The organism is Psychromonas sp. Urea-02u-13 (assembly GCF_002835995.1).
GTDB lineage: Bacteria > Pseudomonadota > Gammaproteobacteria > Enterobacterales > Psychromonadaceae > Psychromonas.
In genome coordinates this window covers 19539-45222 of record NZ_PJBZ01000069.1, presented here as the reverse complement: position 1 = coordinate 45222, position 25684 = coordinate 19539, and the positions used below count along the sequence as shown (strand labels likewise).

Sequence of the window (25684 nt, the reverse complement as noted above, 5' to 3'; positions counted from 1 at the left end):
ATTTTTGATGCGTTAATAAATTAAATTGCCTAAAGGATTTAACACTTTGCTGACACCGCTCATAAAATGCAGTGGTGCATCTTGCACGGCGTAACACAAACAGCCTTTTTCTGTATAAGGGCTATGACTTTTATCGCCATCTAATAATATAAAGTCGCCTTTTTCATAAGTGCCAGACTCATCAGTAAAACTGCCGTCTAATAATAACGTGAGTTCATAGCCTTTATGTTTGTGCTCGGGAATACGTCCGCCCTCACCAATATGCAATAAACTTGCACGCACATTCTTTTCATCATTAACAATACGAGCACGACTAATCGCGCCAAAACCAGACCATTTTAGATCTTGATACTGTCTAAATGCAGTGGGTAGTTGGTAGTCTCTCCCCGCAATATGAACCCTTGCATGAGGAGCTCTGACAACCGTTTCTAGTGGTTCAAAGGATGTAGTCATAATTGATTGCAACATGTCACCAAAATCAGCATTTTCTAAACTCTCATCATGCCATGTGTCATGTGATAGGCTTTCTTCAACTTGTTGCGCTTGCTGCGCACACTCTTCACACAATTCAATATGTGCACTCACTGCAATTGATAACGACAGAGGTAACTCACCGGCACTAAAGGCCGTTAACATTTTTTTATTAGGATGAAATTTAATCATGATTTGTCCTCCATCATGTCGCGTAATTTAATCATTGCGAGTCTTAACCTGGATTTAATCGTGCCCACGGGTACCGATAATTCATCGGCTAACTCTTGCTGTGTTTTATCTTCAATATAAATCCCCTCAACCACCTGTTTTTGAAGTGTAGGTAGGGTATTGATATAACTTAATAGATGTCGTGACTGTAAATGGTCTTGCTCATCAGTATCTTCTTCTACGTCAAGCATCGGCCATAGGTCTTCACTGATCAGATCCTCTTTATTGCTTTGCACTTTGCGTAACATATCAAAGCTATAGTTACGCATAATGGTATAGATCCAGGTGCTGGCTTTACCTTTATCTGCATTAAACTGGCAGGCTTTACGCCACACTAGCATCATGGTTTCTTGCACTAATTCCATCGCTTGCGCCTCCTGCCTAAATTTCTTTAGTCCGTGGCTACGTATTCTGGGAGCAAAAAAGGTAAATAATTGTGAGAAAGCGCGTTTGTCTTGCTGCTTTGCCACTAGGTCTAACCAATCATTTATTTGTTGCTGCTCTTCATCTAACAACTTTATCGTATGATTATTCAATATGTTATCCGTCGAGTTAGCGATTAATTCAATCATTACTGCATTCCTTGTACCTGATGGATGACACCTATTCAATGAATACGGCGCAGATTGAATCTTGGATCACTATTGAGTTTAAAATAATGAAGGTAAGTCGCTAAAGAGAAATTAAACAATGAAGAGTACATAGGAATGCAAGAAATAGACTAGTGTCTCTTGAAAGGTAATAAGGTAATAAGCTAAATAATCTGTATTAATACTGCGCCATTGATTGATCTTCACTAAAGCCGACACCGCTCAGCGTGAGCTGAATTTTGCATCTTCAATACTAACGGGTATACTCCTCTTTTTTTTGCTAATGAGGCGCCAGCGTGAACACACTTAATATTGAGATGATCCATCAACAACTCACCGATCTTAATTTTATAGCGGAGAAAATTCGATTTGTTACCGTGAATGCAATGCCACAAGACAAGCTTGAAAAATGCACCACTAAAGCAGGCGAAAGCTTTTATAACAGCTACATGAATGTCATTTATAAACATGGCGAACGTTATGTATTAGGTTATGTTTGCCAAGACCCATTATTGGACCAAGCGATCCTCAAAATTGGTGATCAGTATTTTGATCCTACAATGCAAGCAAATGAAAATTTTCAGCCTTACCAATTTGCCGTATTAACTGAATTTACGATTTTTGATATGATGAAACATGCAAAGAAAAACAAAGACTTCCCGCCAGATGTAGACTTTTTAATCAGCCAAAAGAAGCATTTTAAAAATATAATTAACATTTAGTCGCAAAACTTAGAAAAATAACCTAAAAGTTGCCTCTCTAAGTAGGCGGAATCGCCTGATTAATCTACCCTTGAAGAAAACAAATAATAATATTTATTCTTTAAGGGACTCTCATGGCTAAAAGTAAAACAATTACTACCGACGATATTCTATTGGTTTTATGTAATTCAATAAAATCCGTGCTTACCAAAGCAAGTGATCGTCCGATTAACTATTCGTCAATGGTACAAAAAATAAACAAAACATGTCTGAAGCCAGACATTGGTTGTTTTGTACTTTTTGATGGTGGTTTTTCAGGCCTTGTCATTATCAACTTTAGTGCTGAATCAGCCGTTGAAATTTATACCAACTACATGACACACATGGGCATTCCTGCAAACGAATTAGCAAAATCACACACAGCAGATGAAGTCAGTGATGTAATGGGTGAGTTGATGAACCAAATTGTCGGTGATTTCACCAGCGTAGTAGGTCATGAATTACATACCTCTATTACTCAAAACCAACCAAAAATGTTAACTATCAACAAGCAAGTCATGCTTTCTATTGATACTAACTTAGACCGCCCACAAGCGCGTCGTGTTACCTTCATGACAGAGAAAAATAATATTTTCTACCTAGAGTTAGCAATGGATAAAACAGAATTCATTAAATTACCTAACTTTGAAGAACGTGAAGCGTTTGATGCTGACTCTATCCTTGAGCAGGAAAAAAACAACACCAGTAAAAAAGAAAAATTATCACCAATTGAATCGATGATAGATCAAGACTTACTCGATGAGCTTGGTATTTAAATAGCGCCTATATAGCTATTTAAATACATCGTTGACTTTTTAATCAATTAAGAACAGTATGATAAATCACTGTTTTATAAATGAGAATTAGATGAACATTTCACTTAAACCACTCAGTAAGCGAACACGACGTATCCCCCTACGTTCTGTTTTACTGTGGTCGAAGTTTATCTAACAATAAATACCCAACCGTAGTTTTCACACTGCGGTTTTGTCTTTCTAGCCATCCCCCCTTTTGAAAACTGCTCCCGATTAACGCAAATTTTTTAATAAAATACATTTATACCAATTGGACTAAGTATGTGATCTAAATTTTACGCAGGAAAAATCACTTAATTTAAGGCGAAAGTTGACGTAAATGGTTGTTCCCTTTGCGAAATTTTCAACGACGAAGTAAGTGATTTTAACCAGTAAAATAGATCAGCTATTTATTCTGATTGGTATTACACAAGCTATTTTTATTAAAAGAGAAACAGGAGTTACCGATGAAAATCCCTATTGCCTATTTAACCGTAGTACTAATTTGGTCTACGACTCCGCTTGGCATTGTATGGAGTAGCGAAACCGTCAATCCCATGATGGCTGTATTTTTGCGTATGCTGCTAGCAACACTCATCGGCACACTCTTTTTGGTGTTTATGCGTATTCGTTTACCGTTACATAAACAAGCGATAAAGCTATACGGCTATTCTACTATTGGTGTGTTTGGTGGCATGATTTGGGGGTATTTAGCATCACGTCATATTAGCTCAGGCCTAATGTCATTGATTTTTGGACTCTCGCCTATCGTCTCTGGTTTGTTAGCACAAAAGATACTCAACGAGCCACAATTTAGTGTGCAACGGTGGTTTGCTTTTAGTGTTGCATTGATGGGATTAGGCATTGTTTCTTGGCACAACATTAGCACCGGCAGTAGTGAGTTGATGGGCATTGCATTTGTTTTATTTGCGATGTTTTTCTTTAGCCTAAGCGCGGTATTAGTAAAAAGTGTACAGATCAACATTCATCCGCTTGCCACCACCTTAGGCGCCTTATACGTTTCGGTTCCGCTATTTTTTCTTAGTTGGTTATTATTGGATGGGCAACTCAATATTGCACAGTGGTCAACACGTTCAATCAGCGCCATTATTTATTTAGGTGTCTTTGGTTCGTTAATTGGTTTTCTGGCTTACTTTTTTATCTTACAAAAGTTACCCGCAACCACGGTGGCTCTAATCACCTTAATTACGCCCACCACCGCCATTAGCTTAGGGGCAATGATTAATGATGAACCTATCAGTCAAAATGTCATTATAGGGGCCATGTTTGTGATTAGTGGATTAGCGATTTATCAGCTTGATGGAAAAGACATGATTAAGAAAATAACTCGCCGATGGGCCTAAGTAGATGAGCCTGAGTAGATAGTCCTAAGTAGATGAGCCAGAGCATTAGTCGTTAACATAAAAAGCCTGTACCACCATAAAAGTGGGACAGGCTTTTTTAAGATTCAAGGTTATTCAAACGGTTCAGGACAAAACCAGATTAACCCCAAGAATCTAATACCATACGGATTTGGTAAGGCACAGATGCTTCAAAACCATAAAACTCACCATACTTTCCACGTAATGAATCCATTGTTTTGTTAATAATAGATTCTTGCATCTCATGTGCTGATGCCTGGTGATTATTAAATTTAGCGATAAAGAAGTCTTCAAAAGGTGATGCTTTTGAAGCTGCCTGAATTGCACTTTCTAAATCATCAAGATAGTTCAGCATGAATTTCACATCCCCATGGCTACCAATATTACCGTGACCCGCAGATAAGTATTTCCATTGCATTTTATCTAATGCTTGTAGGTTTTCTTTGTAACCAACATAGGTTTCTGAACCACCAAAACCAAGGTACGGCAGTTGATTCGGGTTTAATAAATCAGGAATATGTGCAATTTTTTCCTGCTCTAATAACCACACCGCGGCATCACTACTGTGAGCGGCCGTTGCAAAACCTTCAACCTTAATAGTTAAATTTTCAAATGTGGTACTGTCTGACAAAAAATTTAATTTCTCTGTCGGTTGTGGTAATTCGCTGCCTCCAGCGCGCATCGCAGCGGCGGTTGCGTAAGTGGCAATAATACGTAAATTCACAGACGCTTTTTTTGCCTGTTTGATGTAGAGGCCGATATCACCGATATGATCTTCATGATGGTGAGAATAAATAACCGCGGTGACAGGTTTATCAGTGATCGACTGAATCGCTTTTAAGACACTAACGCTACTACCGTAACCAATCGGGTCCATCACTAATACGCCCTGATGTCCCACATAAAACACAGTGTTATAAAAACCTGTTTGTACCCAGTAACTACGCTCAGTTAAACGCTGTACTGTAGTTTCACCTGCAAAGTTACGTTTAGTTAAATGCTCAATTTTTTGGCCTACTTGTAACTGCTTTTGTAACGAAGGTTTAATGAATTCAGATTTAATGGTGCTCGCATAACCACCCTCAGGCATATAGCTAGCAGTTCTTTGTGTGCTTTGTGCATTTGCGCCTATCGTGCATAACACCAGTAATGTACCGATCATTTTCTTCATTAGATTTCCTTTTAAGTGAATAATTAATTTTGGTTTAAAAAAAGTCACAGACTTATTAATAGATGCATCAATAATAGGTTGCATATAACGAACGATAAACCCTAATATGGTCGATAGATTATTTCTTAAATCGGAGCAATTATGGATAGGATCACCTCGGCTAAAGTATTCATCACTATCGTTGAACGCGGTAGCATGGCAGCAGCAGCAGACACATTAGATATCTCCCGTTCAATGGTGACACGTTATTTAGCAGAAATGGAAAACTGGGCCGATGCGAGGTTATTACATCGTTCAACACGAAAAATAGGCCTAACACCCGCCGGGGAAGAAGTCTTACAGTATTGCAAACAGCTATTAAGTATCGCCGACGCGTTACCCGAGATTGGCAGTGATAAAAATCGAGTCCCAAAAGGCACAATACGTATTGGCTGCTGTTATTTTACTGCGCAGAATTTTGTTGCTGATGCTGTACAAGCATTCCTTGTTCAATACCCAGAGGTATCGATTGAACTCGCGGTGAATAATCAGCTGATTGATTTAGTCGAAAATAGAATTGATTTAGCGATCCGCATTACCGACACTTTAGATCCGGTTTTAATTGCGCGCCCATTTGGTATTTGTCATTCCGTTACCTGCGCATCCCCTGCATATTTAAAATTACATGGCACGCCCCAGCAACCAGAAGATCTCAAAGATTATAACTGTATGGCTTACGCAAACTTTGGTACGAACATCTGGAATTTTGATAAAGAAGATCAACATTTCTCTGTGCCGATCAATGGCAACTTTAATGCAAACTCGTCGAGTTTATTATTAAAAGCCGCTATCGGAGGCTCAGGAATCTGCCAAGTACCCTTGCATATTGCCCATCCGCATTTAGAAAGTGGCGAGTTAGTTGAAGTGCTAGGTGATTATAAACTGAAGTCGATTGGTATTTATGGGGTCTATCGTTCACGCGAATATATGCCTATCGCACTGCGAAAAATGATCGATAACTTAGTGGATGTGTTTGAGCAGAAATTGATTCAGTAATGAAGTGATTATTCGACATGTTATTAGCAATAAAATAACATCATGAATATCCTTTGGGTTTATTTTTCGCTTATCAGAGCAAGTAACAAAGCTCTTTTTTTGACCGACATTTAGCAGGTAATTTCCTAGAGCTATTCTATACTTTAAAAAATCAATGTAATAGACAGATTTAACATAGCAGTAAGCTCTCATCGTATAAGGAAATTACCATGAAACCAGTCCACCTACTCGCCCTACTTCCTGTCGCTTTATTCATTAATGGTTGTAATGATACAGAGAGTGAAGTCTGTCGTTATTACGTTCAAAATGATTTAGATAATGGTAATTTCGAATCCGCTATTAATCGCCTTGCTGATAAAAATTGCCAAGATACCTACCCAGAAAATGAATATTTAGTGGATTTGAGCAGTGCTTATTTGGGCAAGTCAGGTTTACCACTTCCTGTGATTATGCGTGCCATGATTGAAGATAAAAACGCAACAGAAGATCTCACCTTTGAAAGCTTTGTCAGTGAAATAACACAGTCAGCAACCTCTTCAGTATTGACTGATTTAGACACTTCACGCACGTCATTAAATGACTACCTAAATAACAACAGTTGTAAATCAATTGAAAATCCTACATCAGCGCAGGAAACAGTTTGTTTAATCACTGGTTTTATTGATGTATTAAAAACAACAATGGCCATTGACGCTCTGACAGGGGGCAATGTTGCAGCATGGGCTGACAATGAAAATGGCGATGATCCGACTATGTTACGTTCTAGTTGTGCACTTCAATATAGTTATGAGCATAAAAACGATGTTAATTTTTCTCTGCCATATAACCAATGTGAAAGTGGTGTCACGGTTGATAATAGTGAAGTCGTTACTTTTACAGGCAGTAATGGCAGTGAAAAAACCTACAACTACTTAACCATTAGTTATGACGGTGAGTCTGACTACTTTTTAGAATCACCTACATTAGGCAGTACTATTTTCACAAAAAACTATTGCCAAATTGACTATGCCGTTTGTAATGATACAGAAGTGAATGGTTGTTACACCTGTCCACTTAGCCAAGAGGCTGAAGATCTTAACATTCAAGATTATCTATTAGATTCATTAAATAGTGGCTTTGATAGTATTGAAGCAGTGATCCAGAACTCAGAGCAAGATGAAGATGGTGAAATTCAGGAGTCAATTGATGACTTTAAACTAGAAATAAAAAGTGACGGATGCCCAACAGACGGTACAGACTGTTTCGAGATGGATGATATTATTGACTATTTGAACAAAAAATAAGGAACAATATAATGAATAAATGGATCATTCCAGCACTCGCAACGTTTACATTAGCGCCATTGTCCTATGCATCAGACCTTGCATATTTATATAAAGATATGAGAATTATGGGAATGGGTGGCGCAAACGTAGCATCAGGTGGTTACAGTAGCTCTCTCTTTTCAAACCCAGCAGGTATCGCCAACCTACCGACAGATCACGGTATGATCGTAGAACTATTGGGTCTCAGTGCAACCGGTAGCACTAATGCAAGTGATGTATTCAGCGACTTAGTAGATGCTGTCGATAGTGATGATGAAGATCAAATTGTTGATGTCTTAGAGAAATATTCTGGTCAGCGTACCCATGTTGATGTGGCCAACTACAGTTCAATAAGCAAGAACCACGGTAACTACGCATGGAGTGTCGGTTTACTGGCTGCCTCTGATATTAACTTAACCGCACATGCCAATAGTCTCGATGGTATTTTAGAGGTACAAAGTCGTGCCTACGGAGGATTAACAGGGGCATATGCACACACGTTTGAACAAGTTGGTAATGGTGATTTACAACTTGGACTTGGTGTAAAATTCCTCTCTCAAAAATCCTTTGAAGGTAAGTTATCACCCGCAGATCTGCTAAGTGGTGACGATTTAGGTGATGAGCTACGTGATAAAATGGAAAAAGATAATAGTGGTTTTGCCATTGATTTAGGCGCTATTTATCAGTTTTATACTGACAACGATCTAAAACCAGCACTTGGGTTAAGTATCATGAATATCGGTAGCGTCGACTTCAACGATACTTACGGCGGACAACCTACCACAGTCAACATTGGCGCATCCATTGAACCCACTATTCCTTTTCTTAAAAGAACACGTATTGCCGTCGATTATGTTGATCTGTTTAACGCTAATAAATATCGCATCTATAACTTAGATGACATCAATGATGATGTCAGTTATAGCGATTATGACGATAGTGACTTTCTTAAACGCCTACGCCTTGGTATATCTGGTTTACTTTATGAAAGCCACTGGTCATCAATGGAACTCGCAACCGGTATTTATCAGGGTGGTTTAACAGCAGGCATTGATTTTACAGCCTCTGTTTTTCGATTGGGTTTAACTACCTATGAAGAGCAAACTGGCCCTGAATATGGTGATGAGTCTGATAGACGTTATTCCTTAGTACTTGGTATGGCTTGGTAATAACGAGGCAGTAAATAGGAAATAAATGAGGGTCACTATGGCCCTCATTTATTTACATAAAATTAATACGACTCACATTCCCAGCGCAGTAAGGGTTGCTCAATTGTAATACCTGCACGGCCCCATCTATCAAGGCTATCAATCACTAAAATATTTGAAAAATTAGGCAATAACACCTGCAGCTGTTTACTCACTTTTTTAGTGGTTAATAACCAGACATCGGGAGACTCTTCCACTAACAACTGTAACGACTTTTTATCTTGTTCAGTCCAATCTAACTGCGCTTTCACTAAACGATGCACTACAAATAACTGATTAGCTGAGGCAAAGTCTTCTAACTGATCGGATAACAACACCACTGAATCTATTTGCTTATCCAATAGAAATTGCTGTTGCTGATTAATCAATTGGCGAAGTTTAACCATTAACACTTGTTGATTTTTTTCTATGGTCTTAGCGTGTTTAGGCCAAACTCGCTGTAAATCGGCACTGACAATACTCGCCATAGTGCCGAGGTTATTTGGATTTAACCAGGCATATAAAGACTGTTTTCCAGACTCATATTTTACCGTAGCGATGCTTTTAGCGCGTGGCGAAAGCGATTGTGAAGCATCAACCTCAATCAGTTTAATATTCCCCTGGCGTGCAAATACAAATAATGAATCTTGAGGCCATAACGCACCTAAAGTAATAGCAACGGTCGCTTCTGACCCCGCCGTTAGTAAACGCTGTTCACCTTTGCCTGCAAACCAGTTGCCTTGGCGTTCAATACCGTAACGCTTAGGTGGCAAGTAAACAGTACTAATGTCGGTGGTCGCCATCAACTGTGTTGCTAACATATAAGTCACTGGCGTTGAGGTGAGAATATCTTTTGCTAATAAGGTATTAGGCAATAAACTAGCGGCTAACAAGACAAACAAACAGCGAGTCAAAGCATTAGCCATTTTGGGTTGAGTGATACATTTAGAAAGTGAAAACATCATTATCCTTTGCGTACAATACGGTAAATGGTGGCGAATAAAAAGAACACGCCAGCGACAATAATAATTGAAGCACCAGAGGGAATCGGTAGCTTTAATTCCATGGGTAATACCGTGCCAATTAAGCAGCTTAGTGTTGCTAAAAATGAAGAAAGTAAGACAAAACTGCCCATGCTTTTAGTTAATAAACGCGCCGTTGCACCGGGAATCAATAACAATGCACCGACTAACACTGCGCCAACAATTTTTACGGCAGCAATGGTGACTAGGGTTATCATCATCACAAACAGGTAATCATAAAAATGGGTATTGTAACCACGCACACGCGCGATATCTGGGCTAATAGAGCTCAACAAAATACGATTAAAAGTAGGAATCAACACCACTACAATCAAACCACAGCTAACAGCAAGCACTAACAGGTCAAAATCAGTAATGGTTAAAATAGAGCCAAACAACACATTCTCTAACATATGAATATTGATTTTACGGGCTACATACATGAGTAATGCAGCGCCCCCCGCTAATGCAAAAGCGAGGAATACGCCGACTAAGGTATCGTAAGGCACCGCGGTTCTGTTACGCACAAAATGTAATAACAACGCAAAAATCATACAAAAACAAAATAGGCCAATAATCGGATTCTCAGGAGGCTCGCCAAGCAAAACACCTAATGCAATGCCCGTTAAAGCCGCATGACCGACTGCTTCAGAGAAAAAGGCTAAACGCTTAGCAATCACCAAGGTGCCTAATCCGCCTAACAAAGGCCCCAATAAAAGCGCAGCCACTAATGCATTGACCATAAAGGCATAAGAAAAACTATCACTTAACCAACCAGCTTCCGCGCCGTAACTTGCCCATAAACGTAAGGTTTCCATTATGCGACCTCTGCTTTTTTATTTGTGTCGGGGGTCATATTGGTGGTGCGTTTAGCACTGCCATAATGATTAAACAGTTGCTCGATTTTAGCCGGTTGTAATACTTCACTGACACTGCCACTGTCTAACAAAGTGCGATTCACAACGTGCACTTGTGCCTGTAAACGGCGTACGGCGCTAATGTCATGATGCACTGCAATCACTGTTTTTTTCTCTTTAACTAATTCAGTTAATAACGATTCAAAATAACGAACACCTTGGTCATCCATACCTGTGGTAGGCTCATCAAGAATCAACAGATCCGGATCATCCAATAATGCTTGGGCAAATAAAACCCGTTGCTGTTCACCACCCGATAACTGCCCCATACGTAATAACGCGCGATCAGCCATGCCAACACGCGCTAACTGCTGTAATGCGACCTGCTGATGTTTTTTATTAGCGCGGAAAAATAGCGGAAAACGACTTTGATTAAGTAGAATGAAATCCATCACTGTCAGCGGTAAACTTGGCTCAAAAGTCGCTTTTTGTGGTACGTAACCAATACGTCCTTTATCACCTAACCAGTTAATGTTTATCTCACCTTTAAAGGGTGTTAGGCCTAAAATAGAACGTAATAATGAGGTTTTACCCCCGCCATTAGGTCCCATCACAACATGACATTTACCCGCTTCAAAACGGTGTGTTATTTTTTCTAAAATAATATGCTGTGCATACTGTAAAGAAACGCCTTTTATCTCTATTTCAGGGCCCACTATAATGCCTCTCTTTTACTGGCAACAAATTTCATTGCTTGCACTAAGGTATTCAAATTCTCAGACATCTCAACTTCTACTTTATCGGCTTCATAAGCGCCGTGTGTCATATGTGAAAAACGATACAGTTGCACACCCGTTGCTTTTTCAATGGTATCGACGTAACGATTAGGCATATTCAATTCGTAAAACAACACATCGATATTTGAGGCTCTAATCTTCTCAATCGTTTCTTGTAACTGACTTGCACTCGGCTCAACACCATGCGCAGGTTCAATCACAGCAGTTACCTCGACACCAAATTCTTGCAGAATATAACCATAGGCATTATGCGTTGTTGCGACTTTCATGCCCGCCGTATCAAGCTCACCGAGTTCTAACATCGCTTGGTGTTTCATTTTCCTAAATATGTGCGCATAAGTACGTGCATTTTTACGGTAGGTTTTTGCATTAGCCGGATCTATTTTGGAAAGCTCAGTGGCAATGGTGTAGACCTTTTGAATGGTCGTAGAAACACCAACAAAAGTATGTGGATTCACCGCGCCATCACCCACAGATTGTCCCATTGCAGGTAATAGTGGCACTGACTTATTGGCTTTAATAACGATTAAATCAGAGCGATCAGCGGCTTTTATTACTTTTAAGGCAAAGTCATCGTGACCAATACCATTCACGACAATCACATCCATCTTTTTTAAACGACGCAGGTCATTAGCTTGCGGTTGATAGTTATGCGGATTAAACCCTTCATCCACTAATGCAAGTACGTTCGCTTTGTCGCCAACCACCGCTTTAACGTAACTAAAATAGGGCTGTAAGGTAATACCAATAGTGAGTTTTTCAGAGGCACTGGAGAAAGTGCTAAACAGTAGAAGGAAACTTAAAGATAAGATTTTAAACATAGAGGGATTCTCATTAATAAAAATTGTGGTGCTTTGACGCTTATCTTTGCTTTCAAAAAGATAAGCGTGAAATCTAATGCTGATGTTTTTCATCGTTTTGAAAAACAACCTGTCGCCAGCCAGAGTCAATCAAGGTCTGATTCAACCTTGTTTCGTTTTCAGCTATCGCATCGGGTATCGCATTGCCCATCACATCGGATATCAACAATGAAGCACTGCCTTTTGTATCTAGCCAAAGCACAATCTCTTGCGCGCGACTGACCAACAAAAAACGACCGTTAATATCACCTTGTTGCGATGCCTTTATTGCCGGCACACCTTGATAAATCCCTTTTGCTACTTGTGTCCATTGGTGTCGACCTTGATGAATCCAGCTTTTGTCTTGCACAAAAGGCGCAAGCCAAGTCTGCTGTAACTGCTCCACGGTTGCCCACTGATCCGTATCAAGATAAATGTTACGTATTTCTTCATGTGCCAGACGTAAATCAGCCACCATGGTTAATTGTTTCGGCGCTAATGTTTTTATCGATACTTGGCTTTCTACTAACGCACTCTGTTCATGAAAAGCCTGGTTATAAGGTAATAATACCCAACCAACAAAAAGAATAAGGGTGATCAAGCACGCGATCCACGTGCCCTCTTTACCACCATCTTCACAACGGACTGTTTGTGTATTCATTTATCAGGGATCTCTACCACATCAACTTCAACCGGATTTTCATGACCAGAATCAAACACCAGATAAAAGTCAGCATCGGGTTTTACAAAGGTAGCAATAGAGCGTTTATCGGTGCTTTTTTTAGCCAGTAAATTATCGTCGTAATCGTATAACTTAACCTCATAATCGATCGCTTTGCTGCCATCGCTATAACCCGCTTCACATGAAATATCGCTACTTTCAAACCAGCAGTGCATTAATGGAAAGTGCGCAAAAGCACTGCCACTAAAAACCAGTAAAGAGGTAAAACACAACGTCTTTACTGAATTTATATTGCTCATAAACATCCCCATTAAGGCAGTAGCGTTTCAAAAGTGAAATGTACGTTTGCTTTCATTTCATCCGCTAAGGTTTTATCTTCCAACTCACCTTTATAACTTGCTTTCATGATATAACGCCCCGCGATTTCAGGCGTAAACTCCATAAAACCTTTTTCATCACTCACCACATCGATCTGCTCTTGGTGGTTACGGTATAACGTCCCTTCACGTGTAATTTCTGCTGTTACGCCTTGTTGTGCTTTACCATTAAAATAAAATTGTAAACGTACTGGCTCACCGGCAACAATATCTGACGGATGGGTAATGGGTTTTAACTCTAAGTACTTATTTTCTAATTCAAAGGCTTTTTCATTTGGCTTGCCTACCGTTACGTAGCTTTCTGCTCTTGTATAGCCCACCACAGTCACCACGTCACGCGCTTGCTTAGGTAATACACTGGCGCGCTCAACTTTGTTAGCACGTACCCATTTTTCAGTGTCGCGTTTACCCGCTTTATATTGTGTGTAATAACTTGGCTGGTTATTAATTTTTACTTTATGGGTGCCTTCCTCAGAGAAAAAGAAGTCAAATACCGAACGACGTTTACCCGTAAGCGTGAAATTAGGTCGCTCACTGCGCCCATCTGGCATAGTGATAGATGCATTTTGACTACCCGCGGGTTTATCAAATACAAACGTACCGTGAGAGGCAGTAACATCAAAGGTTAACCAATCGCCACCTTCTTTTGATACGGTAAAGTGTGACGGTAAAACCCAACGAGGATGTGCATTAGCAACACAGCTTAGCGCAACACCCGATAATACTGAACAAGCTAAGCCAAGGGCTTTTAACTTTTTATTTAACATGTTTAATTTTCCGTTTTAAAATGATTAAAGGTATTTTGAGTAATAATTTTTAGTGTTTATGAATAACTATTTACTGTGATATTGAAGTCTAATAACGCCTGTCTCTTCCGTGGCAGCCAACTCATGAGTAAAACTTTCTTCTGCTAAGGTTAGTTTTTGGCGTAAGTAGTTACGTCCACCATGTTCGCGTACTACTTCGACATAAAAGGTGTAATCACCTTGTTCAACACGATGCCCGTCGTGATCAAGGCCATCCCAACTAAAGCGGTATTTACCGGCAGGTCGCGTCGCAGAAGTCACAGCATCGACTAACACACGATCGTAGCGCCCTACTTTGCGCCACCAGCTGCGTATATCTTTAAGCCATTCGTCTTTACCGACCCAAAGCTGTAACGTGCGCACCGGTTTGCGCTGTGCGTCTTCAATCCAAACTGCAACATACGGACGTGCATAAATACTGGTTTCAATGGTTGGAATAATTAATTCAACATCCATTTTTGCATTAGCAGGAATACTTTTTGCACTTAGTATTTTTGCCGTAGTGGGTAATGCAAAACACAGGCAGAAAAGTACTAGACTTAATTTTTTCATGATCAATTTCTCGTTAGGTTATGGAACAGCAAACAGGTAAATGGCGAGGCTCACTAAAGACCCGAAAGCGGTCCATTTCATCGCTAAGTTAAAGGTCTTTTTCTTAGGTACTAATAAACACACGCCGGTTAATACAAATAACACCATCAAGAATGCGCTGATATCGATAAACCAACGCCACACTTCACCGCTGTTACGCCCTTTATGAAGATCGTTTAATACCGCGACTAAACCGTAATGGGTGGTTTCGATACTGGCTTCTTGGCTCAACATATCGATAAACACACTGCTGCTGTAACCGGGCCCTTTGTAATCTAGCGAGATTTCTCCCTCGATTAATTGCCCGTCTTCTACTTCGGTAAATAGCTCTATTGCAGAAGGTGTGCCCGACAAATTGCCTTGGTCATTTAAGTACGCTAATAACACCGTTTTATCGGGGCTAAATTTTCCCTGACTTGAGCTAAAAAGATGTTCAGGTAAGTGCAATGTGCTTTGTTCGATATTCGCTTGTTCTTTCACAAACAAATGTGGACGATTTAAGGTGATGCCTGTGATGGAGAAAAATAAGACAATCAGTAATAAACTCATCGAAATATAGATATGTAAACGTCGCGCCCAAAGCTGTACTTTCTTGTTTTTGAGTGACGTATTGGTAGTTTTAAACATGGTTTTAAAGTGACTGTTAGTGTAAAAACACAAATCTAACTGATTCTCATTTTCAACAAAACAAACTTTACATTCTTTACGAAAAGAAGATCCCACCGAGGTGGGATCTTTGATTATGTGAGTGACATTTATAATATGTAACTGCTGAGGGCTAAGCTTAAATTGCGACGCCTATCAGCTTACAAAGTGCTTAGTAACGAACTTGGAACGTTGCCATAAAGTTACGGCCTTCACCTAGTACGACGTTTTGTGCGCCATTTTTCGCGTAACCACCATCACCACGACCCGTTGAACCGCCACCCGCGTAATAACCCGTATCAAATACGTTTTCAACGTTTAGACGAACTGTAAACTCAAGGTTTTGATCGTATTGTAAAGTATGCGCAACACCTAGATCGAAACGTGTGTAAGCATCTTTCTTGAAGGTATTTGCGTTATCACCAAAACGAGAGCCAACGTAAATAGCACCTAAGTTAACATCAGTATTATTAGCGAATTCGTAGCGAGACCAAATACTTGCAGAGAACTCAGGCACATCCGCAGGGCGGTTGCCTTGGTAATTTTCATCTTTAGTGTATTCAGCATCAAGGTACGTACCACTACCACTTAACGATAAGCTTTCAGTTAAGTAACCTTGCAGTGCAAGTTCAGCACCACGGTGAACACGTTCACCCGCTTGTGTCACTTCAACCATGTCATTGCCAAGATCTTTAGTAATTAATGAGTTTTCTTGAGTGATTTCAAATATCGCACCAGAAGCAAATAATTTCTCGTCAAACAGCTCCCATTTACTGCCTAGCTCATATAAGCGACCTAATTTAGGGTCAAGCTTTTCATCAAAGTTATTCGCTTTATCATTCGTAACTTTGCCTTGAGGCTCAAAGCTTTCAGAATAAGTCACATAGATAGAGCCGTTGCTAGCTGGATGATAAATCACAGCCATTTTAGGCACGATTGCATCTTCTTTGTAATCTTCTTCACCGTTCTGACCACGAGAGATGTTTTGATCGTATCGAAGACCAGCAAGTACTTGCCACTGATCATTAATAGTCAACATATCTTGGATATATAAGCCAAAAGAATCTGACTCAGATTTATAAATACGTGGGTCTTTAGCTGTATTTATTTCAGGCGAAGCCGTAGGTTGCTCTACTGTTGTAGAGATTGGATTAAATGAATACCTTAGCATGTCGTAGCTATAGCCTAACCAGTTAGTACCGATTAACAGTTGATGATCTAACCCAGCCGTTTCAAACTCACCGATTAAATCGATATTAGCGGTTTGGAATACCCAGTGATCGCTACGATCGTTACCACTGTGTTGGTAAGTACCTGTCGCTGCATCGTAACTTTCTTCTTTCGGGTAACTTTCAACATCGTGGCGTTTAAAGTCTTGATGATTAAAACTAAAGTTAAGTGACCAATTCGTTGATAAGTCGGCAGCGACATCAAAACCAATATTTTCAACTTCATTTTTGATGTTTGACCACTGTGCATCCCAAATGTAATCATCACCTAAAACAACATCGCCACCTTTGATGTAAGCGCCTGAATCAACACTACTGTCATCAATTGTTTTATCGTAATGAACCGATAACATGATGTCGTCAGTTAAGTCGTAATCAACAAACAAACCACCCACAAAACGATCTGTTTTTGGTGATGAACCGTCACTGTATGAACGTGAAGACTCTGAATCTTGTTTTGACAATACTAAACGGCTACGTAGTGATTGTGATTCATTCAACGAACCACTGATATCTAATGTGCTACGTGTTTCATTATTACTGCCAATATCTTGGCTGAATTCCATTTGTGTTTCAGCAGTGGGCTTTTTGCTCACCATGTTGATCAAACCACCGGGTGCTGATTTTCCGTATAACAGACCTGCAGGGCCTTTTAATACTTCAACCGACTCTAACAGCTCGATAGGCTGACGGTAATGTGACCAATGCTGTTTACCGTCACGTAAGAAACCACTGCTGCTGCCTAACTCAAAACCACGTAGTGTGAAACGTTCACGGTTACGGCTATTGCCCTGTGCCGATATGCTTGAATCATTTTTTAACACTTGGCCTAGTGTGCTCGCACGTTGCTCATTGATAAGTTGCTCATCAATCACAGTAACTTGCCCTGGCGTTTCTAACTGCGTCATTTCCATGCGCATTGAGCCAGTATTGCTATCTGCTTTGTAACTTGAGTTTTTACCCGTTACTACCATGCTTTCATCCACTTCCGTTGCGTTTACTGCAACGTCTTGTGCATTTACATAAGCCATCGGTGAAGCAAGTGTTGCCCCGATTAATAAAGCGAGCTGATTCTTTTTAAACATATTCCGTTATCTCCACTAGTCATTTTGATAGTATTTATAGTTTTAGTTTCTTTAGTTTTTTTAGTTTTTGTTTTATTTTTAGTCACGAGCAACAATGTTTCTTCTAATGAGAAACTATCGTATTCGTGAAATCGAGGTGAATGTACATGAGAATAATTATCATTATTAACTACTTTACATTCTTTACATTTGAGGGCGTGTAAAATAAAGGAAATGAAGAAAAACAAGAAAGCCAGAAATGACTATTTTAATAAAATGAAGCGATTGAATAATCTGAACGAGATACCAAGCAGGTAATGATTAACCTGCTTCATCGGCTTGTATTTGCACTAATGACAGGGTCACAATCAAGCCGCCTAATAAGCCATTCTTAGCACTGACCTTACCTTGCATGGCTAACATCGACTCTTTAACAATGGCAAGGCCTAGACCATAACCACCGGACTGCTTATCACGTGCATCTTCAATGCGTGTAAAAGGCGTAAACATATCTTGTAAATATTGCTCAGCAACACCTTGACCATTATCGCTAATGAGCAAAGTAATAAAATTATCCTGTGAGTTATCAGCAACGGTATTAGGTTTAAGAATACTGATGTCGATAGTGGCAAACTGCCCCGCATATTTACTCGCATTCACAATCAAATTGTTCACCACACGTGCCAGCAAACGTTGATCCGCCTTCACCCATACCGGCTCACTGGCGAGCGCGCAGCATAAGTTCTGCTCCTTACCCAGTAAGGTTTTATGTTCAAGTGAGCGTTGCTTACAAAATGCATTAAGATCGATAGGCACTAAGTTAGTAGTACAACAGGCACTGCCTAAACGGCTAAATTCTAAAATTTCACCGACCAAATTATTCATTTCATCGGACTCTCGCTCTAACTTATCCAGCAACGATTGGCTTTCAGCAGGCACTCTTTTACGTAACAAATGTAACGCTAAATTATGCCGTGCTAATGGTGTGCGTAACTCATGGGAAACATCACGAATAAGGCGTTCCTGTTTATTCGAAAGTGACTCAATACGTTTGGCCATATGGTCAAAGTCTTTCGCTAAATCGGAAAACTCACTGACACTTTCCCCGACTTGTTCACTCACACGCACATTAAAATCGCCGGCAGCTAAACGGTGGCTAGCTTCTTTAAGTTGGTTCAAGGGTAATTGTAAATAACGTGCTAACAATATGGAGAAGAGCATTAAAATAATTATCGCAATGCATACTTTCATGATCGCAGAATACAAGGAAAAATAGCGTGCCGGATGCACTTCACTGGGTAACTGAATCGCTAAGAAATGCCCTGTTTTTAAGGGTAAGACAATAATAGGTTTTCTGACCTGCGATTCCATTCGTTCATGAAGATCACGCTGATAGGCCAGTTTAAAAACAAAATGTGGGTGGATATCGCGATCGCTAAGCACATGATTACGTTCATCAAGAATAAACAGGTAATATTTTTGTCCGCGCTCCCAATCACTCACTTCATCGAGATCGCCCTCTTCAATCAAAACTTCCGCTTGGTAGGCAAGCTCTAACATCTCTTCCTGAATTTGACCGGGGATATATAATATCGCGCGGGCGAGCGCCATTTCAGCTAAACTTTCGAGCAGTAGAATCAGTAATAAAACTGCACCTAGATAAGTAAAAAGACGCGGGGCAATACTTCTCGATTGACCACGGAATTTAAATAACAATTCTAATTTTAAAAACATTAGCTCACATTTTCCGAAAACAAATAACCTTTGCCATGCACCGTTTTTATATGCAATTTAGACAGACCTGCGTGCAGCATTTTTCGTCTGATATTACTGATATGCATGTCTAAATTACGATCAAACGCCGAGATGTCTTTTTTAAGCACCTCTTTTTGTAAGGTCGCTTTAGACACCGTTTCTCCATCTCTTTTTATGAGAAATTGCATCAATTGTTTTTCAGTTTCAGTGAGCGGTAATCCTGAGAATTTAATCGAAAAAGAGTCACTACAATCCCGTAATGTAAAACGCTGTTTTTCTAAAGCCACACGGCGTAATAAGGAAGTAATACGTGCAAAGAGCTCAGTGACCGCAAAGGGTTTCACTAGGTATTGATCCGCCCCTGCTTGTAAACCTTCCAACATCGATTTTTCACCGCCTAAGGCCGTGAGCATCAAGATAGGCGTGGCAAAGCGTTGGCAAATACGGCGTGCCACTTGTAAACCATCAATATGTGGCAGCATGACATCTAATAACACCAAATCAACGCGCAGTGTTTGCATATAATTTAAGGCGCTTTCACCATCATTGACACAATGTACTTGGTAACCTTCCTCTTGAAGGACCTCAGTTAATAATTCACAAAGTTGTAAATCATCATCAACGACTAAGATATGCGACACAAACACCACCAATGCAAATAAAAATGATTCGCATTCTACTTAACAAGAGTGTGTATATCAACAATTAGGTAGGAAAAGTTAGCTGTAAGCTATTAGCTGTTAGCTTTCAGTAAGGTCAAAATCTAAAAATCAAAAGCGATTAACCACGAAGGCACGAAGAGCACGAAGGTAAGGTAAAATCAAAACTTAACTTTAAGCTGTTTTAATCTTTTATTCGTGTTCTCTGTGTAGCGACAGCGGCTTCGTGGTTTCTTTAAGTAGTTGTCACTTTTTAGCTGTGAGTCAGTTCAAGAGCCTAAATCAAAATCAAAAGCGATTAACCACGAAGGCACGAAGTTTTGGAAGAAAACCAAAAAACAAACCTAAATAGTTTTTAATGTTTTCTTCGTGCTCTCTGTGTAACGAAGCGACTCGGTGGTAAATCCGTTGGTTGTAGCTTTTGACCTAGGAAGTGCTGCTTTAGCTGCGCAGAGTGGCCAATCCACTCACCAAGCGAAACTAAAGTTTCACATCCGCAAGTTATCTTCCTTCATTTTTCTACAAGCATAAAATTTAGCCATAAAAAAAGGCGCCTAAGCGCCTTTTTATTATTTATGTCAGAGTAAAACTTAAATGTTAGCTAATGCTTCATTCAGTGTTTTACTTGGACGCATTGCTTTAGCTACTTTGTCTTGGTCAGTTTGGAAGTAACCGCCTAGATCTACAGCAACACCTTGCGCACTGTTTAACTCAGCAACAATTGTCGCTTCATTATCAGTTAATACTTTAGCAAGTGGTGCAAACTGTGCTTGAAGTGCAGCATCCGTTGTTTGTGCAGCTAATGCTTCAGCCCAGTACATAGCTAGGTAGAAGTGGCTACCACGGTTATCAAGTTCATTCACTTTACGAGATGGTGATTTATCTTCTTTAAGGAACTTACCGTTTGCTTCATGTAGTGCCGCAGCTAATACAACCGCTTGTGCATTGTTTGTTTTAGCAGCGATATCTTCAATCGATACAGCTAATGCTAAAAACTCACCTAAAGAATCCCAACGTAAGTGGTTTTCTTCAACAAACTGTTGAACGTGTTTCGGAGCAGAACCACCAGCGCCTGTTTCAAACAGACCACCACCCGCAAGAAGCGGTACGATAGAAAGCATTTTAGCACTTGTGCCTAATTCTAAAATTGGGAACAAATCTGTTAGGTAATCACGTAACACGTTACCTGTTACAGAAATTGTGTTTTCACCAGCAAGAACACGTTTCAGCGAGAATTTAGTCGCTTCAATAGGTGACATAATTTGAATATCTAGGCCGTCCGTATTGTGGTCTTTTAGGTAAGTATTTACTTTTACGATAAGGTTTCTATCGTGTGCACGTGCTTCGTCTAACCAGAAAATTGCTGGTTGGCCAGTTGCTTGTGCACGGCTTACAGCTAAACGTACCCAATCGCGAACAGGAATGTCTTTCGCTTGGCACATGCGCCAGATATCGCCTTGCTCAACATCATGCGACATTAATACGTCGCCAGCTTGGTTAATAACTTTAACCGTACCAGACTCTTTGATTTGGAATGTTTTATCGTGTGAACCGTATTCTTCCGCTTTTTGTGCCATTAGGCCAACGTTAGATACGTTACCCATAGTTGCTGGGTTGAATGCGCCATTTTCACGACAGAATTTAATTGTTTCTTCGTAGATACCTGAGTAACAACGATCAGGAATCAGTGCTTTAGTATCTTCTAACTTGCCTTCAGCGTTCCACATGCAACCGCTTGAACGAACCATCGCAGGCATAGAAGCATCGATGATAACGTCACTTGGTACGTGTAGGTTAGTGATGCCTTTATCAGAGTCAACCATTGCAAGGCTTGGGCGTGTTGCGTAAACCGCTTGAATGTCAGCTTCAACTTCTGCTTTTTTAGCAGCATCAAGGTTTGCGATTTTAGCGTAAACATCACCTAGACCGTTACGTTCGTCAACACCGATTTCTTTAAACAAGCCAGCGTGCTTAGCAAATACGTCTTTGTAATAAACAGTAACAGCGTGACCAAACATAATTGGGTCAGACACTTTCATCATCGTTGCTTTAAGGTGTAAAGAAAGCATGATGTTGTTATCGAACGCTTCAGTCATCTCTTTTTCAAAGTAGGTGCGTAGCGCCAGTGCACTCATGCGAGATGAATCGATTAGCTCGTCTTTTAATACTGGAGTAGACGCTTTTAATACTGATGTTTCGCCAGCAGCATTAGTGAATTCGATTTTAATATCGTCATCTTGTGCAACAACCACTGATTGCTCAGAGCTGTAGAAATCACCGTCAGTCATGTTCGCAACGTGTGATTTAGAGTCTTTAGACCAAGCGCCCATACGGTGCGGGTTATCTTGTGCATACTGTTTAACAGCATCTGCAACACGACGGTCTGAGTTACCTTCACGTAATACAGGGTTTACAGCTGAACCTAAAACACGAGAGTAACGCTCTTTTGTCTCTTCTTCAGCTGCATTTGCAGGTACCTCAGGGAAGTCTGGTAATGCGTAACCGTGTGATTGAAGCTCTTTAATCGCAGCTTGTAGCTGTGGGATAGAAGCACTTACGTTTGGAAGTTTAATGATGTTAGCTTCTGGTGTTTTAGCAAGCTCGCCTAGTTCAGCTAGTGAGTCTGGTAATTGCTGTTCAGCAGTTAAACAATCAGAAAAATGAGAAATAATACGAGCAGCAACTGAGATATCACGCGTTTCAACAGCAATGTGAGCTGCTTTAGTGAATGCATTAACAATAGGCAGTAGAGAGTGTGTTGCTAGTGCTGGTGCTTCATCCGTTAAAGTGTAGATAATTTTCGCTGTTTTATCGGTCATCTTATTTCCTTTAAAAAAATGGTAATGTTATGAATTTGTTACATCGTAATAAATTATTCGCATATCATAGCGAAAACTAATAAATAGTCTACTTTCGCTCGATTGCTAACCCAATATATGCGAGACGTTTTGTGAAATTGTGATCTACGCTTATTACCCGCCATTAATTACAGTACGTTATTCAGCCACTTATTCGCTCAATAAGATAAGGGCTAATACATATAAAAGACGGGTATTAACGAAAGCACATCACTTTATCTGACAATTCAGCAAGCAAACGACAGTAAGCATGATCAGAAAAGCCCCCACGTAAATGCATTATAACGTTCAGCAGATAGACTCTGTAGCGCTTAAATAAGTTCAAAAGTAATTAACCACCAAGGCACAAAAAACACCTTTTTTGCCTTAAATTATTCACTCATCGGCATTGAATGATAACCGGTATTTTCATAGTTCTGTTACACTCTTCTTTTTGTCTGCTTTAAGGCGTTCACGTGACTCAATCTTCATTTAAAAAAAGTAATAAAAAATCTAATACAGCCTCAAAGTCAGGCAGTTCAAAGACTAAAAGCTCAAGCTATTTTACGGTTAAAAAACCGGCACATAAAACCTATGCAGCCAAAAAACGTTTACCCGCTTCACAGCAAAAAGTGGTTTTATTTAACAAACCTTTTGACGTATTAAGCCAATTCACCGATGAAGGTGATCGCTTAACCTTAAAAGATTATATTAATATCCCCGGCGTTTATGCTGCAGGCCGTTTAGACAGAGACAGTGAAGGATTATTGCTGCTAACTAATGACGGTATTTTACAAGCAAAAATAACCCAACCTGGCGAAAAAACAGATAAAACCTACTGGGCACAAGTCGAAGGCGCACCCACAGATGCTGACCTTGAGCAATTACGTAACGGTGTAGAATTAAAAGATGGCATGACGTTACCTGCAAAAGTAAAAGTGATGGATAAACCCAAAGTATGGGAACGCTTCCCCCCTATTCGTGAACGTGCGAATATTCCCACGACTTGGCTCGCTATCACCATCAATGAAGGTCGTAACCGTCAAGTAAGACGCATGACGGCTCATATTGGTTTTCCGACATTACGATTGGTTCGTTATTCGATTGGTGAATGGACGCTTGATGGTATTGAAAACGGGAAATATAAAGAGCTTTAAAGCTTGAGATAAGCTGACAGTTTTTAGCTGTCAGCTTTCAGTAAAAACGATTCTGCCTGTATTTTTACATAATATTAAAACCCTTTTAAGTTTTAATATTAACTTTCAAGAAAAGTAAGTAATTGAGTTGTTAGGGTCGCTACTTGCTCTGTTTTCTTTGAACGTAAATAATCAAAAACTTCACTTTCTGGCATCAATATCTCAGTGGTAAATTGAGAGGTTCTTTTTACGTACGTCAGTAACTCAAATAATTTTTTATCTTTGGCAACACAACGCTCTTCAATTTCAACCTTAGGTATGCGTGTATCTCCCTCACAATATAGCTGGTATAAGTCTTTCTCTATACTTTCAAACGGAATGAATAATACTTTATCATTGTGTCGGCAATACCTTTCATTTCTCTGATCACCATCTAAAACACATATAACGTTAGACTCAGTTGCTAAAAAATTATTGTCGCTATTCCTCTCCATTAAACTAACGACCTGAGTTCCACCTCCAACATAAATAACTTTGTATTTATAAGGTGTAATGTCTTGGCTGGGCAATATGTACAATAGATATTGTTCTAATACTTTATCTTCTGTGAGAATGTATTTATCCCAACCGTGGAAGCCGAATAGTACACTTTTAACATAATGATATGACTTATTGGTTAAACTAATAACGTTGTTATCAGCTTCCATGTAATGTAATTCTTCACTTTCAAGAGTCTTCATTAACGCCAGAGAATGTGTTGTAAAAATAATACTAATTTCATATTGTTGGCAAAGTCTTCGTAACTCATTCACCAAGTTGACTTGCGCTGATGAGTCTAAAGAAATGTCTATTTCATCAATCACAATGCATTTGCATTTGCTTTGAATCATTTTATATAAATTAATTACAAAATACTCGCCCGAGCTTAAATAGTCTTCTCTGATGTAAAAGTCATTTTCTTTCAATACAAAATAATACTTTTTCCCTTTTATTGTCACTTCTTTTAATTGAGAAAACTTCGAATGCCCGTAAATACTTGCTAAGAAAGATATTAATTCATGAGGTTCTGAATAATCTTTCAACGGTATACTTTTTCGTAATTCAGCGTCTACATCACCTAATTTTTGAAAGTGGGTAAACCTATTCCCATGAGGCATTGGCAGCTCAACAAAAATATTATCCTTAATATGTTTTGGAACGATAGCTTTCGAGTCAATCATTCTTAGTTTGGAGTTGTACGTGAAATCGTATACCTCTTCATCTATAGAGTAACTAATTTGGCTATTTTCATTAAATATGTACGGTGATGCCGTTTTTTGAAATGTATCAGTTGATTGAATATTTTTAATTGATCTAATCAGTGTTGTTTTTCCAACACCGTTTTTACCAACGATACAAATTAATTTACTATCAGATAAATCAGCTGAGAATTTTAATTCTTTAATGTGCTGAACATTGTGAATTTGAATATGTATTTTCATAA

General features: G+C 39.5%; 24 protein-coding genes. 7 read left to right on the top strand and 17 right to left on the bottom strand.

Annotation, left to right across the window (positions count from 1 at the left end; all coding sequences use genetic code 11):
• Positions 1-12 precede the first annotated feature (12 nt).
• A complete protein-coding gene (locus CXF74_RS13315; protein ID WP_101082972.1) occupies positions 13-663 on the bottom strand; it encodes a ChrR family anti-sigma-E factor in 651 nt (216 codons plus the stop codon).
• Positions 660-1274: a sigma-70 family RNA polymerase sigma factor gene (locus tag CXF74_RS13310; RefSeq protein WP_101082970.1), complete on the bottom strand. Its 615-nt coding sequence runs from the start codon at positions 1272-1274 to the stop codon at positions 660-662. Before CXF74_RS13310 ends, CXF74_RS13315 begins: the two co-directional genes overlap by 4 nt.
• A 314-nt stretch (positions 1275-1588) precedes the next feature.
• Here CXF74_RS13310 and CXF74_RS13305 point away from each other — a divergent pair, with 314 nt between their 5' ends.
• From CXF74_RS13305 to CXF74_RS13295, 3 genes are all read left to right on the top strand, one after another.
• On the top strand, positions 1589-2014 hold the full coding sequence (locus tag CXF74_RS13305; protein WP_101082968.1) for a hypothetical protein: 426 nt from the start codon (positions 1589-1591) through the stop codon (positions 2012-2014).
• A gap of 113 nt (positions 2015-2127) precedes the next feature.
• Positions 2128-2808, top strand: coding sequence for a DUF3334 family protein (locus tag CXF74_RS13300; RefSeq protein ID WP_101082966.1), 681 nt, complete (start codon positions 2128-2130; stop codon positions 2806-2808).
• A gap of 485 nt (positions 2809-3293) precedes the next feature.
• Positions 3294-4190: a DMT family transporter gene (locus CXF74_RS13295; protein ID WP_101082964.1), complete on the top strand. Its 897-nt coding sequence runs from the start codon at positions 3294-3296 to the stop codon at positions 4188-4190.
• A gap of 139 nt (positions 4191-4329) precedes the next feature.
• Here CXF74_RS13295 and CXF74_RS13290 read toward each other — a convergent pair whose 3' ends face one another.
• Positions 4330-5379, bottom strand: coding sequence for an MBL fold metallo-hydrolase (locus CXF74_RS13290; protein WP_157822403.1), 1050 nt, complete (start codon positions 5377-5379; stop codon positions 4330-4332).
• 141 nt (positions 5380-5520) lie between these two features.
• Here CXF74_RS13290 and CXF74_RS13285 point away from each other — a divergent pair, with 141 nt between their 5' ends.
• From CXF74_RS13285 to traF, 3 genes are all read left to right on the top strand, one after another.
• Positions 5521-6414, top strand: coding sequence for a LysR family transcriptional regulator (locus tag CXF74_RS13285; RefSeq protein ID WP_101082960.1), 894 nt, complete (start codon positions 5521-5523; stop codon positions 6412-6414).
• 209 nt (positions 6415-6623) lie between these two features.
• Positions 6624-7697, top strand: coding sequence for a hypothetical protein (locus tag CXF74_RS13280; RefSeq protein WP_101082958.1), 1074 nt, complete (start codon positions 6624-6626; stop codon positions 7695-7697).
• Positions 7698-7708: 11 nt separating this feature from the next.
• Positions 7709-8887 (top strand): conjugal transfer protein TraF, encoded by a 1179-nt coding sequence (gene traF, locus CXF74_RS13275; protein ID WP_101082956.1) that lies wholly within the window; start codon positions 7709-7711, stop codon positions 8885-8887.
• A gap of 62 nt (positions 8888-8949) precedes the next feature.
• On the opposite strand, the gene CXF74_RS13270 is transcribed toward traF, so the two are convergent.
• The 13 genes from CXF74_RS13270 to CXF74_RS13210 form a co-directional block, all read right to left on the bottom strand.
• Positions 8950-9867 (bottom strand): ABC transporter substrate-binding protein, encoded by a 918-nt coding sequence (locus CXF74_RS13270; RefSeq protein ID WP_232772520.1) that lies wholly within the window; start codon positions 9865-9867, stop codon positions 8950-8952.
• Between the two features lie 2 nt (positions 9868-9869).
• Entirely contained in the window at positions 9870-10745 is an 876-nt protein-coding gene (locus CXF74_RS13265) for a metal ABC transporter permease (RefSeq protein WP_101082954.1), read from the bottom strand.
• Complete coding sequence (locus CXF74_RS13260) at positions 10745-11500, bottom strand: metal ABC transporter ATP-binding protein (protein ID WP_101082951.1); 756 nt, start codon at positions 11498-11500, stop codon at positions 10745-10747. The genes CXF74_RS13265 and CXF74_RS13260 overlap by 1 nt, the downstream gene beginning before the upstream one ends.
• Positions 11500-12402, bottom strand: a complete 903-nt coding sequence (locus tag CXF74_RS13255) for a metal ABC transporter solute-binding protein, Zn/Mn family (protein WP_101083090.1) — start codon at positions 12400-12402, stop codon at positions 11500-11502. The genes CXF74_RS13260 and CXF74_RS13255 overlap by 1 nt, the downstream gene beginning before the upstream one ends.
• Before the next feature lie 73 nt (positions 12403-12475).
• Positions 12476-13081: a DUF6162 family protein gene (locus CXF74_RS13250; RefSeq protein WP_101082949.1), complete on the bottom strand. Its 606-nt coding sequence runs from the start codon at positions 13079-13081 to the stop codon at positions 12476-12478.
• Positions 13078-13401: a hypothetical protein gene (locus CXF74_RS13245; protein ID WP_101082946.1), complete on the bottom strand. Its 324-nt coding sequence runs from the start codon at positions 13399-13401 to the stop codon at positions 13078-13080. The genes CXF74_RS13250 and CXF74_RS13245 overlap by 4 nt, the downstream gene beginning before the upstream one ends.
• A gap of 11 nt (positions 13402-13412) precedes the next feature.
• Entirely contained in the window at positions 13413-14246 is an 834-nt protein-coding gene (locus CXF74_RS13240) for a DUF4198 domain-containing protein (RefSeq protein ID WP_101082945.1), read from the bottom strand.
• Between the two features lie 66 nt (positions 14247-14312).
• Positions 14313-14837: a DUF2271 domain-containing protein gene (locus CXF74_RS13235; RefSeq protein WP_101082943.1), complete on the bottom strand. Its 525-nt coding sequence runs from the start codon at positions 14835-14837 to the stop codon at positions 14313-14315.
• Positions 14838-14855: 18 nt separating this feature from the next.
• Positions 14856-15599, bottom strand: coding sequence for a PepSY-associated TM helix domain-containing protein (locus CXF74_RS13230; RefSeq protein WP_232772519.1), 744 nt, complete (start codon positions 15597-15599; stop codon positions 14856-14858).
• A 94-nt stretch (positions 15600-15693) separates the two neighbouring features.
• Positions 15694-17835 (bottom strand): TonB-dependent siderophore receptor, encoded by a 2142-nt coding sequence (locus CXF74_RS13225; RefSeq protein WP_101082941.1) that lies wholly within the window; start codon positions 17833-17835, stop codon positions 15694-15696.
• Positions 17836-18135: 300 nt separating this feature from the next.
• Positions 18136-19548, bottom strand: coding sequence for a histidine kinase sensor domain-containing protein (locus CXF74_RS13220; protein ID WP_101082939.1), 1413 nt, complete (start codon positions 19546-19548; stop codon positions 18136-18138).
• Positions 19548-20210, bottom strand: a complete 663-nt coding sequence (locus CXF74_RS13215) for a response regulator transcription factor (RefSeq protein WP_101082937.1) — start codon at positions 20208-20210, stop codon at positions 19548-19550. Before CXF74_RS13215 ends, CXF74_RS13220 begins: the two co-directional genes overlap by 1 nt.
• Positions 20211-20818: 608 nt before the next feature.
• Positions 20819-23047, bottom strand: a complete 2229-nt coding sequence (locus tag CXF74_RS13210; protein WP_101082935.1) for an NADP-dependent isocitrate dehydrogenase — start codon at positions 23045-23047, stop codon at positions 20819-20821.
• A gap of 494 nt (positions 23048-23541) precedes the next feature.
• Between CXF74_RS13210 and CXF74_RS13205 the strand changes: the two genes are divergently transcribed.
• The gene (locus CXF74_RS13205) at positions 23542-24222 is read left to right on the top strand and encodes an rRNA large subunit pseudouridine synthase E (protein WP_101082933.1); all 681 of its coding nucleotides are present in this window, start codon (positions 23542-23544) and stop codon (positions 24220-24222) included.
• A gap of 98 nt (positions 24223-24320) precedes the next feature.
• On the opposite strand, the gene CXF74_RS13200 is transcribed toward CXF74_RS13205, so the two are convergent.
• Complete coding sequence (locus tag CXF74_RS13200) at positions 24321-25682, bottom strand: AAA family ATPase (protein ID WP_101082931.1); 1362 nt, start codon at positions 25680-25682, stop codon at positions 24321-24323.
• Positions 25683-25684 lie beyond the last annotated feature (2 nt).